The organism is Streptomyces flavotricini (assembly GCF_020639365.1).
Classification (GTDB): Bacteria; Actinomycetota; Actinomycetes; order Streptomycetales; family Streptomycetaceae; genus Streptomyces; species Streptomyces flavotricini.
The window spans coordinates 2,007,929-2,023,921 of sequence record NZ_JAINUL010000001.1 but is presented as its reverse complement, the minus strand read 5'-3'; the positions used below and the strand labels follow the sequence as shown (position 1 = coordinate 2,023,921).

Genomic DNA, 15,993 nt, shown 5'->3' with positions numbered 1-15,993 from the left:
CAGGGACCCGGACCCGGCCCCGGGCAGGGACCCGGGCGAGGACCCGGGCGCGGGTCTCCCGGCCCCCGTCGCCGCCACCTGCCACAATTGGCAGCCTTCCAGTGCAAACGAAGGCAGGCGGGACCCGATCGTGACGATGTCCATCGAAGGCAGGATCGCCGAGGAGCTCGGCGTACGGGAGCGGCAGGTGAAGGCCGCCGTCGAGCTGCTCGACGGCGGCTCCACCGTGCCGTTCATCGCGCGCTACCGCAAGGAAGCGACCGAGATGCTCGACGACGCCCAGCTGCGCACCCTCGAGGAGCGGCTGCGCTATCTGCGCGAGCTGGAGGACCGGCGCGCGGCGATCCTGGACTCCGTGCGGGAGCAGGGCAAGCTCGACGCCGAGCTGGAGACCCGGATCAACGCGGCCGACACCAAGGCACGGCTGGAGGACATCTACCTCCCGTTCAAGCCCAAGCGGCGCACCAAGGCGCAGATCGCCCGCGAGGCCGGCCTGGAGCCGCTCGCCGACGGCCTGCTGGCCGACCCGTCGGTGGAACCGGCCGCCGCCGCGGCCGCGTTCGTCGACGCCGACAAGGGCGTCGCCGACCCGGCCGCGGCCCTGGAGGGCGCCCGCGCGATCCTCACCGAGCGCTTCGGCGAGGACGCCGACCTGATCGGCGAGCTGCGCGAGCGCATGTGGGGCCGCGGCCGGCTCGCCGCGAAGGTCCGCGAGGGCAAGGAGGAGGCGGGCGCCAAGTTCGCCGACTACTTCGACTTCGCCGAGCCCTTCACCGCACTGCCCTCGCACCGCGTCCTCGCCATGCTGCGCGGCGAGAAGGAAGACGTCCTCGACCTCGTCCTGGAGCCCGAGGAGCCCCGCGAGGAGCCCGGCCCGTCCACGTACGAGGGCATGATCGCCCGCCGCTTCGGGGTGAACGACCGAGGCCGCCCCGGCGACAAGTGGCTGGCCGACACGGTCCGCTGGGCCTGGCGTACGAAGATCCAGGTGCACCTCGGCATCGACCTGCGGATGCGGCTGCGCCAGGCGGCCGAGGACGAGGCCGTACGGGTCTTCGCGTCCAACCTGCGCGACCTGCTGCTCGCGGCGCCCGCCGGCACCCGCGCCACCCTCGGTCTCGACCCGGGCTTCCGCACCGGTGTGAAGGTCGCCGTCGTCGACGCCACCGGCAAGGTCGTGGCCACCGATGTGATCTACCCGCACGTCCCCGCCAACAAGTGGGACGAGTCGCTCGCCAAGCTGGCCCGCCTCGCCGAGGAGCACGCGGTCGAGCTGGTCGCCATCGGCAACGGCACGGCCTCGCGCGAGACCGACAAGCTCGCCGGGGACCTGATCACCCGCCACCCCGAGCTGAAGCTCACCAAGGTGATGGTGTCCGAGGCCGGTGCCTCCGTGTACTCGGCCTCCGCGTTCGCCTCGCAGGAACTCCCGGACATGGACGTGTCGCTGCGCGGCGCGGTGTCCATCGCCCGCCGCCTCCAGGACCCGCTCGCCGAGCTCGTGAAGATCGACCCCAAGTCGATCGGCGTCGGCCAGTACCAGCACGACCTCTCCGAGGTGAAGCTCTCGCGCTCGCTCGACGCGGTGGTCGAGGACTGTGTGAACGGCGTCGGTGTCGACGTCAACACCGCGTCCGCCCCGCTGCTCTCGCGGGTCTCGGGCATCAGCGGCGGCCTCGCCGAGAACATCGTGGCCCACCGCGACAACAACGGCCCCTTCCGCAGCCGCAAGGCGCTGAAGGACGTCGCGCGCCTGGGTCCGAAGGCGTACGAGCAGTGCGCGGGCTTCCTGCGCATCCGCGGCGGGGACGACCCGCTGGACTTCTCCAGCGTGCACCCCGAGTCGTACCCGCTGGTCCGGGGCATGGCCAAGACGGCCGGCAGCGACGTGGCGGCGCTGATCGGCAACACCGGCGTGCTGCGCTCGCTGCGGCCGGAGCAGTTCGTCACGGAGGCCTTCGGCCTGCCCACCGTGACGGACATCCTGCGCGAGCTGGAGAAGCCGGGCCGCGACCCGCGGCCGGCTTTCAAGACCGCCACGTTCAAGGAGGGCGTCGAGAAGATCGGGGACCTGGCGCCGGGGATGATCCTGGAGGGCGTGGTCACGAACGTGGCCGCGTTCGGCGCCTTCATCGACATCGGCGTCCACCAGGACGGGCTGGCCCACGTCTCGGCGCTGTCGAAGAACTTCGTCAAGGACCCGCGGGACGTGGTCAAGCCGGGCGACATCGTCCGGGTGAAGGTCCTGGACGTGGACATCCCGCGCAAGCGGATCTCGCTGACGCTGCGGCTGGAGGACGAGGCCGACCGCACGGCGGGTGGCGCCCCCCGACAGCGCGAGGACCGGCAGGAGCGCCAGGAGCGACGCGGCGGCGGCCGTCCCCCGCAGCAGCGCGGCGGCCAGGGTCAGGGCGGCGGCCAGGGCCGCGGCCAGGGCGGCGGCCAGCGCCAGGGCGGCCAGCGCCAGGGCGGCAGCGGCGGTGGCTCCCCGGCCCCGGCCAACAGTGCGATGGCCGACGCCCTGCGCCGGGCCGGCCTCACCGGCGGTGGCGAGGAGCGCCGCAAGCGCTGAGGAGGGTGTGTCCCGCGGCTCCGCCGGCAGTGGTCTGCGGAGCCGCCGGGGGCGTGGGACACAGGCGGATCGCCCGGTTTCCAGGATGGCCGAATAGGCACCCCACCTGGGGACACACCTTGCGAACTCCCGTACATGATCTGTAGGCATGGTGGAACGCCCGTTCGCCGAATGGCGAACGGGCTTCCGTTTCTCCCCTCAGGACCCCACTCCCAGAGGCCGCCTTGAAGGCACAGGACGCCATGCCCACGCCCACGCACGCCTACCGACGCTGCCCGCGAAAGGGTCCGAAGAGGGATCACATGCCCCACTCGCAACCCAGCCTCCGTAAACGGTGCGAGAAGATTCTCGGCCATCTGGAGCTGACACATCCCTTCTCCATCGAAGGGCTGTGCAACCGGATCGCCGAGCAGCGGGGCCGCCCGATCCACCTCCACCCGCTCCCCAAGGAAGCGGCGGAATCCGGGGTCTGCGGGCTGTGGGTGGGCACCGACAGCGCCGACTTCGTCTTCTACGAGGCACAGACCACCGCGCTGCACCGCGAGCACATCGTGCTCCACGAGCTCGGGCACATCCTGTTCGGCCACAACTCCCTGGAGGCCGAGGAGAACGACGGGCAGGTCCCCACCGTCCTCGGGCGCACCAACTACACCACCAGCCAGGAGCAGGAGGCGGAAATGCTGGCCAGCATGATCCGCATCCGCACCACGGGATCCTGCCCGCAGTCGGCCGCCGCGCCCCGGGGCACCCTCGCCTGGCTGGAATCCGCCATGGGCTACGGGCGGGGTAGCCATGGACGCCGCTGACCTCACCGCGTTCGGCGACTCGCTCGCCGTGCCCAGCGTCGTCTGCCTCTGGGCGGCCGTCCTGCTGCGCGCCCCCGCCGCCCTGCGCTCCCCGCAGCAGCGCGGCCTGTGGCTCGCCGTCGCCACCGCCGCCGCCGCGATGACCCTGAACCTCCCCGACGTCGTCACGTACGCGATGCGCGACCCGGACTACGCGCACACCGTCGGCCTCTTCCGCAACCTGATCGGCGTGCTGTCCGCGGGCACCGTGCTCTACTTCGTCGCCGCGGCCACCCGCGGCCGGGCCCTCCAACTCGCCGCCTGGGTGGGTACGGTGGCCTGGCTGACCACCCTGGTGGTGCTCGACACGGCCGCCCCCGAGCACACCACGCACACGATCCCGCCGCAGGGCGACCCGGTGCCCTCGCTCGCGTACTGGCTGTTCCTGATCTCCGCGCACCTCCTCGCCAACACCACCTGCGTCTCGCTCTGCTGGCGCTACAGCCGGCGCACCGAGAGCCGGGGACTGGCCGCCGGGCTGCGGCTTTTCGGCCTCGGCACCGCGCTCGCGGGCCTGTTCTGGTTCGCGTACCTGCTCAAGGCCCTCTTCGGCAGCACCTGGGCGATGCCCGCCCTGCCGCTGATGATGAACCTGCACGGACTGCTGCGGGCCGCCGCGATCCTCGTGCCCACGCTGTTCACGCTGCGCCGCACGAGCGCCGACATCGCCACCGCGTGGCGGCTGTGGCCGCTCTGGCGCGACCTGGTCCAGGCCGTCCCGCACGTCGCCCTCACCAAGCCGCGGGCCGGCCGGGTCGTGGAGCTGCTGTGGCCGCCCGTCCCGCGCAACCTGCTGGTGTACCGCAAGGTGATCGAGACCCGCGACGCGATCCTGATCCTCGGCGAGTACGTCGCCCCGGGCCTTCCGGAGCTGGCCCGCACCCATGTCACCGGGCACGGCATCCCCGAGCAGCGGCGCACCGCGGCCGCGCTGGCCTGCGTACTGAAGGAGGCGCGGCAGGCGAAGCTCGCCGGGCGGCCCGGGCAGCCGGGGGAGGACGCGGCGTGGGAACTGCCCGCCGCCATGCAGACCTCCGCCGAGGGGGGCGACCTCGACGACGAGGCCAGGTTCCTGGTCGACGTGGCGCGGGCCTACGGATCGCCGTCGACCACGGACTTCACCCCACTGGGCCCGACCCCGCAGCGCCCGCACACCCCGTAAGGAAGTGATCTTCCCTTGACCACCGTTCTGATCACCGGGGCCAGTGCCGGACTCGGCGCCGCCTTCGCCCGCGGCTTCGCGGCCAAGGGCTGCGAGCTCGTCCTGGTCGCCCGCGACAAGGACCGCCTCGAAGCCGTGGCCCGGGAACTCGGCCGGGAGTTCGGCACGTCCAGCGAGGTACTGCCCGCCGATCTGCTGGACCCGGCGGACTGCACGGCCGTCGCCGAGCGGCTCGCCGACCGGGAGCGGCCCGTGGACATCCTGGTCAACAACGCGGGCTTCGGGCTGCCCGCGCCGTTCCCTCACAGCCCGGTCGAGGACGAGGAGCGGCTGCTCGACCTGCTGGTGAAGGTCCCGCTGCGGCTCACCCACGCCGTGCTCCCCGGGCTGCGCGAGCGCCGCCGGGGCGCGGTGGTGAACGTCTCCTCGGTGGCCGCACTGCTGCCGACCGGGACGTACGGGGCCGCCAAGGCCTGGGTCACCGCGTTCAGCGAGTCCCTGCGGGTGGACATGGCGCCGTACGGGGTCCGGGTGCTCGCGGTGGTCCCGGGCTTCACCCGCACCGAGTTCCAGGCGCGCGCCGGGATGGACGTCAGCTCCCTGCGCGAGGCGGTGTGGCTGGAGCCCGAGGCCGTGGTGGGCAAGGCCCTGCGGGACCTGGCCCTGCGGCGGCCGGTGAGCATCACCGGCCGCCGCTACCAGGCGTACGCGCTCGCCGTCCGGCACCTGCCGCGCGGCTTCGTGGCCGAGAGGCTGGCGCGCAAGCGGCGCGCGCCGCAGCGGTGACGGCCCGCCCCGAAGGCACCGCCTAGAGCTCGGTGACCTTGCCGTCCGCGACCTCGAGGCGGCGGGTCACGTGCACCGCGTCCAGCATCCGGCGGTCGTGGGTGACCAGCAGCAGGGTGCCCTCGTACGCGTCCAGGGCCGCCTCCAGCTGCTCGATCGCCGGAAGGTCCAGGTGGTTCGTGGGCTCGTCCAGCACCAGCAGGTTCACCCCGCGGCCCTGGAGCAGCGCGAGGGCCGCCCGGGTGCGCTCGCCGGGGGAGAGCGTGGCGGCCGGACGCAGGACGTGCGCCGCCTTCAGGCCGAACTTGGCCAGCAGGGTCCGCACTTCGGCCGGCTCGGTGTCCGGCACCGCCGCGCAGAAGGCCTCCAGCAGCGGCTCGTCCCCGAGGAAGAGCCCGCGCGCCTGGTCCACCTCGCCGACCAGTACGCCCGAACCGAGCGTGGCCGCACCGGAGTCGGGCACCAGCCGGCCGAGGAGCACGGCGAGGAGCGTGGACTTGCCCGCGCCGTTGGCGCCGGTGATCGCGACCCGGTCCGCCCAGTCGATCTGCAGGCTGGCCGGGCCGAAGGCGAAGTCCCCGCGCCGCACGGCCGCCTCGTTCAGGGTGGCGACGACCGAGCCGGAGCGCGGCGCCGCCGCGATCTCCATGCGCAGCTCCCACTCCTTGCGGGGCTCGTCGACGACTTCGAGCCGCTCGATGGCCCGCTGCGTCTGGCGGGCCTTGGCGGCCTGCTTCTCGCTGGACTCGCCCCGCAGGTTCTTGCCGATCTTGTCGTTGTCGCTCGCCTTGCGGCGGGCGTTGCGGACGCCCTTGTCCATCCAGTTGCGCTGCATCTGGGCGCGGCCCTCCAGGGCCGCCTTCTTGCCCGCGTACTCGTCGAACTCCTCGCGGGCGTGCGTACGGGCCCGCTCGCGCTCCTCCAGATAGGCGTCGTAGCCGCCGCCGTAGAGGTTGATCTGCTGCTGCGCCAGGTCGAGTTCGAGGACCTTGGTGACCGTCCGGGTCAGGAACTCGCGGTCGTGGCTGATCACGACCGTGCCCGCGCGCAGGCCCTTCACGAACCGCTCCAGGCGCTCCAGACCCTCCAGGTCCAGGTCGTTGGTCGGCTCGTCGAGCAGGAAGACGTCGTAGCGGGAGAGCAGCAGCGAGGCGAGGCCCGCGCGGGCCGCCTGGCCGCCGGACAGCGCGGTCATCGGCAGGTCCAGGCTCACGGCCAGCCCGAGCTCGTCGGCGACCTCCTGGGCCCGCTCGTCGAGGTCGGCGCCGCCGAGGTTCAGCCACTGGTCCAGGGTCGTCGCGTACGCGTCGTCCGCGCCCGGGGTCCCGTCGACCAGGCCCTGGGTCGCCGCGTCCAGCGCCGCCTGGGCGGCGGCGACGCCCGTCCGGCGGGCCAGGAAGTCCCGTACGGACTCTTCGGGACGCCGCTCCGGCTCCTGGGGGAGGTGGCCGACGGCGGCGGTGGGCGGGGAGAGCCGCAGCTCACCGGTCTCGGGCGTGTCCAGGCCGGCGAGCAGGCGCAGCAGGGTGGACTTCCCGGCGCCGTTGACGCCGACGAGGCCGATGACGTCGCCGGGCGCGACGACGAGGTCGAGATCGGCGAAGAGCGTGCGCTCACCGTGCGCGGCGGTGAGGTTCTTGGCGACGAGGGTTGCAGTCATGGTCCGTCGATCCTATCCGCGCCGCGGGGCATGGCCGTAAAGGTGGGATGAGCGTCATTGCGGCCATGGGCGCCGCGTCACACCATGGGTTCATGTCGTTGCGAAACGTGCTCGTCGTCCTCTACGACGGCCTGCAGAGCCTGGACGTGACCGGGCCCGTGGAGGTGTTCGCCGCGGTCGGCCGCTTCCCGGGCCGGGCGGGCGCCGGGTACGCGATCCGTACGGTCTCCCCGGGCGGGGCGACCGTACGGACGAGCAGCGGGCTCAGGCTGGTGCCGGACGGGGACCTGGAGGGCGAACGGCCGGGGGCGGGCACCACCCTGCTGGTGCCGGGCGGGCAGTACCGGGGGGACTTCGAGCCCCGGCTCACCGAGTGGCTCCGCGCGTACGGGGGTGGCGCGGAGCGGCTGGTGTCCGTCTGTACGGGCGGGCTGCTGCTGGCCGAGGCCGGGCTCCTGGACGGGCGGCGGGCGACGACGCACTGGTACGTGTGCGAGCAGATGGCCCGGGACTACCCGCGGGTGACCGTCGAACCGGACCCGATCTACGTACGGGACGGCCCGGTCGCCACCTCGGCCGGGGTCACGGCGGGGATCGACCTCGCGCTGGCGCTGGTGGAGGAGGACCACGGGCGGGAGCTGGCGCTGCGCATCGCGCGGCACCTGGTGGTGTTCCTGCGCAGGCCCGGGAACCAGGCCCAGTTCAGCGCGCAGCTGGCGGCGCAGACCGCGCAGCGCGATCCGCTGCGGGAGGTGCAGCAGTGGATCACGGAGCATCCGGGCGCGGACCTGAGCGTGGAGGCGCTTGCGGCGCGGGCCAGGCTCTCCCCGCGCCACTTCGCCCGTGCCTTCCAGCAGGAGACGGGGGTCACGCCCGGCCGCTACGTGGAGCGGGTCCGCGTGGAGCACGCGCGGCGGCTCCTGGAGGACACCGGGGACGGGGTCGCGCAGATCTCCCGCGCCTGCGGCTACGGCACCCCGGAGGCCCTGCGCCGCGCCTTCGTGAAGACCCTGGGCCAGCCCCCGGCGGAATACCGCCGCCGCTTCGGCCCCGCCCTCTAAAGCCTGCACGCACCACCGCCCAGCGGGCCGACCATCACTCAGGAGGAAACATGCAGATCGCCGTCCTGCTCTACGACCGGTTCACCGCGCTCGACGCCATCGGGCCCTTCGACACCCTCGGACGGCTGCCCGACGCCGAGGTCGTGTTCGTCTCGGAGCGCCCCGGGCCCGTGCGGACCGACAACGGGGCGCTCGCCCTCGTCGCCGACAAGGGGCTCGACGAGGTGACCCGGCCCGACATCGTCGTCGTCCCGGGCGGGCCCCACCCCGAGCTGGAGATGGAGAACGCGGCCGTCGTCGACTGGCTGCGCGCCGTCGACGCCGCCACCACCTGGACCACCTCGGTCTGCACCGGTTCGCTCCTGCTGGCCGCCGCCGGGCTGCTCAAGGGGCGCCGGGCGGCGAGCCACTGGCTCTACCTGGACCGGCTGCCCGCCTTCGGCGCCGAGCCCACCGGCGAGCGCGTCGTGTACGACGGGAAGTACGTCACCGCCGCCGGGGTGTCCTCCGGCATCGACATGGGCCTCGGCCTCCTCGGCCGGATCGCCGGCGACGCGTACGCCCAGACCGTCCAGCTCATGACCGAGTACGATCCCCAGCCGCCCTACGACGCCGGCTCGCCGGACAAGGCCCCGGCCGAGATCGTGGCGCGGCTGCGCGCGGTCAACCCGCCGGGCGCCCGGTAGCCCGCCCGGTCGTCGGCGCGGCGGTCGGCGCGGTGGTCCAGCCGAACGACGGCGTACGGCGTTGCAGGAACGCGGCGACACCCTCCGCGGTGTCGCCGCTTCCGGCCGCCTGCTCCGCCCAGTACGCGTCCCGGTCGGTCCGCCCGTTCGTGAACTCCTTGGCCGCCGCCTGCGTCAGCTGCGAGCGGCTGGTCAGGACGCGGGCGAAGTCCGCGACGCGCTCGTCCAGTTGCCCGGCCGGCAGCAGTTCGTTCAGGAAGCCGGCCCGCAGCGCGTGCTCCGCGTCGATCAGCTCCGCCGAGAAGAGCAGGTACTTGGCGACGGCCGGGCCGACCAGCGCGGCGAGCCTGCGGGTCGAGGACGCGGGGTAGACGATGCCGAGCTTCGCCGGGGTCACCCCGAAGGAGGCCCCCTCCTCGGCGAAGCGCAGATCACAGGCCGCCGCCAGCTGGCTGCCGCCGCCCACGCAGAATCCGCGGATCGCCGCGAGCGTCGGCTTGGGGAAGGCGGCCAGGGCCTCCTCCGCCGCCACGGCCAGCGCCTGCGGGTCCTCGTCCCCGGTCAGCGAGGAGATGTCGGCCCCCGCGCAGAAGGTCGGGCCGACCCCGGTCAGGACGAGAACCCGTACGGCCGGATCGGCCGCGAGCCCGTCCAGTACCTCCGGGAGGGCCCGCCACATCGCCGCCGTCATGGCGTTGCGCTTGGCGGGATGGGCGATGACGACCGTGGCGACCCCGTCGGCGACGTTGTGCCGGAGGGCTGCTTCCTGAGGTGCGTCCTGGGCTGCGTCCATGCGCCGGATGCTATCCCGGTCGGCCGATCCCATGATCAAGGGGAGTCGGTCCGCGGGGTGCTGAGAGGTGGCACGACCAGGGGCGCAGACCGTTCCGGAACCGCGGCCCCGGCCGCGGGCTTCGTGATCCTGCGCCGGCCCGAGGCGAGCGCCGAGGCCCTGACCATGTTCGCCGCGCTGTTCTTCCTCATCGGCGGGGTGTTCCGGCTGGCCGGCGGGCTGGTGGTGCGCGGGACGAACCTCTGGGTCAACCTGGTCCAGGGCGCCTTCGGGATCCTGCTGGGCTTCCTGATCCCCGCCGGCTGGCCGAGCAGCAGTCTCCACGTGATCGGAACCTTCTTCTCGCTCGCCCTGCTGTTCGACGGGCTGAGCCTGATCCTCCTGGGCACGAGTGCCCGGCGCATCCTGGGCTTGGTCAGGGAAGACGGGGCCCCGGCGGACGCGGCCGCGTCCGCCGCGCCGGACATCGCGGCCGAGAAGGGCGCCACGGAAGATCAGGAACGGTCGCACAACTGACGCTGTCATACGCCAACGGTCAGAAAGCGTCCGATTGACGCTGACTTCTGGTCAGGGGTCCGGTCCGGACCAGTCCGCTCCCCACTCTTGACGCGTGGAGACGATCGAGCGTGAAGACGGGGGCCGGAAGATGGATGTCAGCGGGAGCGTCCCGCCAGCCAAGGAGGGGGAGCCGGCGGCCGCCCCGGCCGACCCCCTCGCGTACGAGGGCGTGTGGCGGTTCACCGTGCCCGCCGTAGAAGAATCCGTTCCCCAAGCCCGTCGGGCCGTCCGCGACCTGCTGGGCCGCCAGGGCGTGCCCGCCGACCGGGACCTCGTGTACTCGCTGCTGCTGATCGTCTCCGAACTGGTGACGAACTCGGTCCGGCACGCGGCCCTGCTCTCGCCGGAGGTCGCGGTGGAGGTCGCCATCGGCCGGGAGTGGGTACGGGTGGCGGTCGAGGACAACCACCCGTACCGCCCCAAGGCGCTGGAGGCGGATTTCGGCCAGACCGGCGGCCGGGGCCTGCTCCTGGTGCGCGAGGTCACGCGCGAGTCCGGCGGGGTCTGCGACGTCGAGCACACCTCGACGGGCGGCAAGGTCATCTGGGCGGCCCTGCCGCTCGTCGCACCGGCCCCGCGGACCACCGTGGTCTGAAACGACGTACGGCGGCTACCAGCCCGCGGCATCCCCGGTCAGTTCACGGATCGCGGGCCGGGCCGCGTCGAGCACGGTCATGAACCAGGCGGAGAACGGCACCTCGTCGTGCCGCTCGGCCAGCTCCTCGGCGGTCACGAACGCGGTGTCCCCGACCTCCTCCGGATCCGGCCGCAGCCGCGACTGCGCGAGTCCCACGAAAAGGTGGTTGAACTCCTGCTCCACCAGACCCGACGCGGGATCCGGGTGGTTGTAGCGCACGGTTCCCGCCTCCGCGAGCAGCGAGGGCGACAGGCCCAGCTCCTCGTGGGTCCGCCGGGCCGCCGCCGCGAACGGCGATTCCCCGGGATAGGGGTGACCGCAGCAGGTGTTCGACCAGACGCCGGGGGAGTGGTACTTCCCGAGGGCGCGCTGCTGGAGCAGCAGCCGGCCCTGCTCGTCGAAGAGGAACACGGAGAAGGCCCGGTGCAGCAGACCGGGCGCCTGATGGGCGGAGAGCTTCTCCGCCGTGCCGATGGTATTGCCGGACTCATCGACCAGTTCGAGCATGATCGGTTCCTGAGTGCCGGTGCCGGGGGACGCGGTGTTCGCGGCGGTGGCTGGTGTGGTCGGCATACCCATCCTTCGCTTCGGACTTCGGCCTTCAGTCTGCCGTACAAAAGAGGCTTGTCCCCACTTCGGCCATCCGCGCATGTCCGCCCCTGGGGCGTGGTAAGCGGCGGGGGCCGAGCAGCCCCGCTCCCCGGGTTTGTGGTATCTCACCGTGATCGTCAATGATGATCGCGCCGGGGCCGGAGGCCCCGGAATATTCGGCTTGTCGGGGAGCAAAACGGGTGGTGAACCCCCGCTTCCATTCATCCGATAGCCTCTGCCGACGTGCCGCCGCCCCCGCCGGGGCGCCCGTCCAGTGTTCGCTGCAAGGAGTGAGTCCGTCTGTCGACCGTCATCCTCACCGGCCTGCCGGTCCCCGGATCGCCGCTCACCGACGGGCTGCGCTCCCTCGGCTTCGACGTCCGTCCGGCCGCCGGCCCCGAAGAGACCGCCGCGGTGCTGGCCGGCGTACCGGCCGACCAGCGCGTCGCCGTCGTCGACAGCGCCTTCGTCGGACACGTCCACGCCCTGCGGCTCGCACTGACCGACCCGCGCTTCGACGCCTGCGCCGTGACCGGTGCCTTCGCCGTCCAGCCGGCGGCCCGCGCGGCCCTGGACAAGGCCGCGGTCCTCCCGGTGGAGGGCGACGGCCCCTACGCGGACCGGCTCGCGGCCGCCGTCGAGGCCGCCGGGACCACCGTCCAGCACCCCGAGCTGGGCACCCTGGTCGCCACCGTCCCCACGACCGACGCCGAGCGCGCCGCGGCGGACGCCGCCGTCGCCGCCGTGGACGACGAGGCCGTACGCCTGCGCACCGCCGTGAAGTCCCGCGACGGGTTCTTCACCACCTTCTTCATCAGCCCGTACTCGCGCTACATCGCCCGCTGGTGCGCGCGCCGCGGCCTGACCCCGAACCAGGTCACCACCGCCTCGCTGATCACCGCGCTGATCGCGGCCGGCTGCGCCGCCACCGGAGAGCGGGGCGGCTACATCGCGGCCGGCGTGCTGCTCCTCGTCTCCTTCGTACTGGACTGCACGGACGGGCAGCTCGCCCGCTACTCGCTCCAGTACTCGACGATGGGCGCCTGGCTCGACGCCACCTTCGACCGCGCGAAGGAGTACTCCTTCTACGCGGGCCTCGCGCTCGGCGCCGCCAGGAACGGCGACGACGTGTGGGCCCTCGCGCTCGGCGCGATGATCCTCATGACCTGCCGCCACGTCGTCGACTTCGCCTTCAACGAGGCCAACCACGACGCGACCGCGAACACGAGCCCGACGGCGGCCCTGTCCGACAAGCTCGACAGCGTCGGCTGGACGGTCTGGGTCCGGCGGATGATCATCCTGCCGATCGGCGAACGCTGGGCCATGATCGCGGTGCTCACCGCGGCCACCACCCCCCGGATCGTCTTCTACGCCCTGCTCATCGGCTGCGCGTTCGGAGCCCTCTACACCACCGCCGGCCGCGTGCTGCGCTCGCTGACGCGCAGGGCGCGGCGGACCGACCGGGCCGCACGGGCGCTGGCCGACCTCGCCGACTCCGGCCCCGTTGCCGAGCTCGCGGGCCGGGTCGTGGGCCGGATGGCCCCCGGGGCCGGGATCGCCGCCGCCGTGATCGGCTCGGTGGCCCTGCTGTGGACGGCCTGGGCGTACGCGTTCGGCGCCCGCCAGGTGATCGTCGCAGCCGCGTTCTACGCCGTACTGGCCGGAGCGGCCGTCGCCCGCCCCCTCAAGGGCGCCCTCGACTGGCTCGTCCCGCCCGTCTTCCGGGCGGCCGAGTACACCACCGTGCTGATCCTCGCCGCCAAGGCGGACGTGCCCGGGGCCCTTCCGGCGGCATTCGGACTGGTCGCGGCGGTCGCCTACCATCACTACGACACGGTCTACCGCATCCGCGGTGGATCGGGCGCGCCCCCGCGGTGGCTGGTGTGGACGATCGGCGGTCACGACGGCCGGGTCCTGCTGACCGCGGTCCTGGCCGCCGTCCTGGCGACGCGCGCCGCGGACTTCCCCGTCGCGCTCACGGCCCTGGCCGTGTTCGTGGCACTCGTGGTGCTCGTGGAGAGCATCCGCTTCTGGGTCTCCTCCGGGGCACCCGCCGTACATGACGAAGGAGAACCAGCATGATCGGCCTTGTACTCGCTGCCGGTGCCGGACGCCGCCTGCGTCCCTACACCGACACCCTGCCCAAGGCCCTCGTGCCCGTCGGCCCCGAAGGCGCCGAGGACGGCCTGACCGTGCTGGACCTCACCCTCGGCAACTTCGCCGAGGTCGGCCTCACCGAGGTCGCGATCGTCGTCGGCTACCGCAAGGAGGCCGTGTACGAGCGCCGCGAGGCCCTGGAGGCCAAGTACGGCGTCAAGATCACGCTGATCGACAACGACAAGGCCGAGGAGTGGAACAACGCCTACTCCCTGTGGTGCGCCCGTGACGTCCTGAAGCAGGGTGTGATCCTCGCCAACGGCGACACCGTCCACCCGGTCTCCGTCGAGCGGACCCTGCTCGGCGCCCGCGGCGACGGCCGGAAGATCATCCTTGCCCTCGACACGGTCAAGAGCCTGGCCGACGAGGAGATGAAGGTCGTCGTCGACGGCGCCGAGGGCGTGCGGAAGATCACCAAGCTCATGGAGCCGTCCGACGCCACCGGCGAGTACATCGGCGTCACCCTCATCGAGCCGGAGGCCGCCGAGGCCCTCGCCGAGGCCCTGAAGACCACCTTCGAGCGCGACCCCGACCTGTACTACGAGGACGGCTACCAGCACCTCGTCAACGACGGCTTCGTCATCGACGTGGCCCCCATCGGCGACGTCAAGTGGGTCGAGATCGACAACCACGACGACCTCGCCAAGGGCCGGACGATCGCATGCCAGTACTGACGAGGCTCATCCCCTCCCCGGTCGTCGTCGACATCAGCCGCGGCGCCATGGACGACCTGGCCGGCCTCCTGGCCGACCAGCGGATCTCGGCGTCCGGCAAACTGGCGATCGCGATCAGCGGCGGCTCCGGCCAGCTGCTGCGCTCCAAGCTGGAGCCCGTACTGCCGCACGCGGACTGGTACCCGGTCGCGGACGGCACGATCGACTCCGCCGTCAAGCTGGCCGACGACATAAAGGGCCGTCGCTACGACGCCGTCGTCGGCCTGGGCGGGGGAAAGATCATCGACGTGGCGAAGTACGCCGCGGCGCGGGTCGGCCTGCCCATGGTGGCGGTCGCCACCAACCTGGCGCACGACGGCATCTGCTCGCCCGTGGCCACGCTGGACAACGACAACGGCCGCGGCTCCTACGGTGTGCCCACGCCGATCGCGATGGTCATCGACCTCGACGTGATCCGCGACGCCCCGGTGCGGTTCGTCCGCTCCGGCATCGGTGACGCGCTCTCGAACATCTCGGCCATCGCCGACTGGGAGCTTTCGCACAAGATCACCGGGGAGCCCGTGGACGGCCTGGCCGCCGCCATGGCCCGTACGGCCGGCGAGGCCGTCCTGCGCCACCCCGGCGGCTGCGGCGACGACACGTTCCTCACCGTGCTCGCGGAAGCCCTGGTGCTCACCGGCATCGCCATGTCGATCAGCGGGGACACCCGGCCGGCCTCCGGAGCCTGCCACGAGATCAGCCACGCCTTCGACCTGCTCTACCCGGGCCGCTCCGCGCTCCACGGCGAGCAGGTCGGCCTCGGCGCCGCCTTCGCGATGTTCCTGCGCGGCGCCGACGAGCAGGCCGGGCTCTTCGTCGAGTCGCTGCGCGGCCACGGACTGCCCGTGCTGCCCGCCGAGATCGGGTTCAGCGTGGACGAGTTCGTCGCGGCCGTCGAGTACGCCCCCCAGACCCGTCCGGGACGCTTCACGATCCTGGAGCACCTCAATCTGTCCACAGCCGAGATCAGGGACGCTTACGCCGACTATGCCAAGACCATCCGTAGCTGAACTCCGGCCCGTCGTTCACCCGCCGGGCGTCAAGGACCGGCGCAGTGGCGAGCACTGGGGCGGTCGCCTGTACATGCGCGAGATCTCCCTGCGCATCACCCGCGTCCTGGTGAACACCAAGGTCACGCCCAACCAGCTGACCTACGTGATGACCCTCGCGGGTGTCCTGGCCGCCCCGGCCCTGCTGATCCCGGGCATCTGGGGCGCCGCCCTCGGCGTGGTCATGGTCCAGCTGTACCTGCTGCTCGACTGCGTCGACGGCGAGGTCGCCCGCTGGAAGAAGCAGTACTCGCTCTCCGGCGTGTACCTCGACCGGGTCGGCGCCTACCTGTGCGACGCGGCCGTCCTCGTCGGCTTCGGCCTGCGCGCCAGCGACCTGTGGGGCACCGGGCGGATCGACTGGCTGTGGGCCTTCCTGGGCACCCTCGCGGCCCTCGGCGCCATCCTGATCAAGGCCGAGACCGACCTGGTCGGCGTCGCGCGCCACCAGACCGGCAAGGAGCCCGTCGCGGAGGCCGCCGCCGAGCCGCGCTCCTCCGGCATGGCGCTGGCCCGCCGGGCCGCGTCCGCGCTCAAGTTCCACCGGCTCGTCCTCGGCATCGAGGCCTCGCTGCTCATCCTGCTGCTCGCGATCCTGGACCAGATACGGGGCGACCTGTACTTCTCCCGGCTCGGCGTGGCCGTGCTGGCCGGCATCGCGATGCTCCAGACGGTGCTGCACCTGGTGTCGATCCTGGCCTCCAGCAGGCTCAAGTGACGAAG

15 protein-coding genes are annotated in these 15,993 nt (G+C 72.6%); 12 read left to right on the top strand and 3 right to left on the bottom strand.

The window, feature by feature from the left end:
• The first annotated feature begins 130 nt into the window (after positions 1–130).
• From K7B10_RS09305 to K7B10_RS09290, 4 genes are all read left to right on the top strand, one after another.
• Positions 131–2,572, top strand: a complete 2,442-nt coding sequence (locus tag K7B10_RS09305) for a Tex family protein (RefSeq protein ID WP_308284567.1) — start codon at positions 131–133, stop codon at positions 2,570–2,572.
• A 302-nt stretch (positions 2,573–2,874) separates the two neighbouring features.
• The gene (locus tag K7B10_RS09300) at positions 2,875–3,378 is read left to right on the top strand and encodes a hypothetical protein (protein WP_229335578.1); all 504 of its coding nucleotides are present in this window, start codon (positions 2,875–2,877) and stop codon (positions 3,376–3,378) included.
• Positions 3,365–4,579 (top strand): MAB_1171c family putative transporter, encoded by a 1,215-nt coding sequence (locus tag K7B10_RS09295; protein ID WP_229335576.1) that lies wholly within the window; start codon positions 3,365–3,367, stop codon positions 4,577–4,579. The genes K7B10_RS09300 and K7B10_RS09295 overlap by 14 nt, the downstream gene beginning before the upstream one ends.
• A 15-nt stretch (positions 4,580–4,594) precedes the next feature.
• Positions 4,595–5,365 (top strand): SDR family NAD(P)-dependent oxidoreductase, encoded by a 771-nt coding sequence (locus tag K7B10_RS09290; RefSeq protein ID WP_229335575.1) that lies wholly within the window; start codon positions 4,595–4,597, stop codon positions 5,363–5,365.
• A 22-nt stretch (positions 5,366–5,387) separates the two neighbouring features.
• Here K7B10_RS09290 and K7B10_RS09285 read toward each other — a convergent pair whose 3' ends face one another.
• A complete protein-coding gene (locus K7B10_RS09285; RefSeq protein WP_229335573.1) occupies positions 5,388–7,025 on the bottom strand; it encodes an ABC-F family ATP-binding cassette domain-containing protein in 1,638 nt (545 codons plus the stop codon).
• A gap of 92 nt (positions 7,026–7,117) precedes the next feature.
• On the opposite strand from K7B10_RS09285, the gene K7B10_RS09280 reads away from it, so the two are divergent.
• A complete protein-coding gene (locus K7B10_RS09280) occupies positions 7,118–8,086 on the top strand; it encodes a GlxA family transcriptional regulator (RefSeq protein WP_229335571.1) in 969 nt (322 codons plus the stop codon).
• A gap of 50 nt (positions 8,087–8,136) precedes the next feature.
• Positions 8,137–8,772, top strand: a complete 636-nt coding sequence (locus K7B10_RS09275; RefSeq protein WP_229335570.1) for a DJ-1/PfpI family protein — start codon at positions 8,137–8,139, stop codon at positions 8,770–8,772.
• On the opposite strand, the gene K7B10_RS09270 is transcribed toward K7B10_RS09275, so the two are convergent.
• Positions 8,750–9,565 (bottom strand): enoyl-CoA hydratase/isomerase family protein, encoded by an 816-nt coding sequence (locus tag K7B10_RS09270; protein WP_229335568.1) that lies wholly within the window; start codon positions 9,563–9,565, stop codon positions 8,750–8,752. The genes K7B10_RS09275 and K7B10_RS09270 overlap by 23 nt on opposite strands.
• 123 nt (positions 9,566–9,688) lie before the next feature.
• On the opposite strand from K7B10_RS09270, the gene K7B10_RS09265 reads away from it, so the two are divergent.
• The gene (locus tag K7B10_RS09265; RefSeq protein WP_372481392.1) at positions 9,689–10,081 is read left to right on the top strand and encodes an HdeD family acid-resistance protein; all 393 of its coding nucleotides are present in this window, start codon (positions 9,689–9,691) and stop codon (positions 10,079–10,081) included.
• Positions 10,082–10,211: 130 nt separating this feature from the next.
• Positions 10,212–10,718: an ATP-binding protein gene (locus tag K7B10_RS09260; protein ID WP_229344880.1), complete on the top strand. Its 507-nt coding sequence runs from the start codon at positions 10,212–10,214 to the stop codon at positions 10,716–10,718.
• Between the two features lie 15 nt (positions 10,719–10,733).
• Here K7B10_RS09260 and idi read toward each other — a convergent pair whose 3' ends face one another.
• A complete protein-coding gene (gene idi / locus K7B10_RS09255) occupies positions 10,734–11,333 on the bottom strand; it encodes an isopentenyl-diphosphate Delta-isomerase (RefSeq protein WP_229335566.1) in 600 nt (199 codons plus the stop codon).
• Positions 11,334–11,651: 318 nt separating this feature from the next.
• On the opposite strand from idi, the gene K7B10_RS09250 reads away from it, so the two are divergent.
• The 4 genes from K7B10_RS09250 to K7B10_RS09235 are packed head-to-tail and all read left to right on the top strand — an operon-like array spanning position 11,652 to position 15,988.
• Positions 11,652–13,433: a DUF5941 domain-containing protein gene (locus tag K7B10_RS09250; RefSeq protein ID WP_229344878.1), complete on the top strand. Its 1,782-nt coding sequence runs from the start codon at positions 11,652–11,654 to the stop codon at positions 13,431–13,433.
• A complete protein-coding gene (locus K7B10_RS09245) occupies positions 13,430–14,182 on the top strand; it encodes a phosphocholine cytidylyltransferase family protein (RefSeq protein WP_229335565.1) in 753 nt (250 codons plus the stop codon). The genes K7B10_RS09250 and K7B10_RS09245 overlap by 4 nt, the downstream gene beginning before the upstream one ends.
• Entirely contained in the window at positions 14,170–15,231 is a 1,062-nt protein-coding gene (locus K7B10_RS09240; protein WP_229335564.1) for an iron-containing alcohol dehydrogenase family protein, read from the top strand. Before K7B10_RS09245 ends, K7B10_RS09240 begins: the two co-directional genes overlap by 13 nt.
• Positions 15,209–15,988: a CDP-alcohol phosphatidyltransferase family protein gene (locus tag K7B10_RS09235; RefSeq protein WP_229335561.1), complete on the top strand. Its 780-nt coding sequence runs from the start codon at positions 15,209–15,211 to the stop codon at positions 15,986–15,988. Before K7B10_RS09240 ends, K7B10_RS09235 begins: the two co-directional genes overlap by 23 nt.
• Positions 15,989–15,993 lie beyond the last annotated feature (5 nt).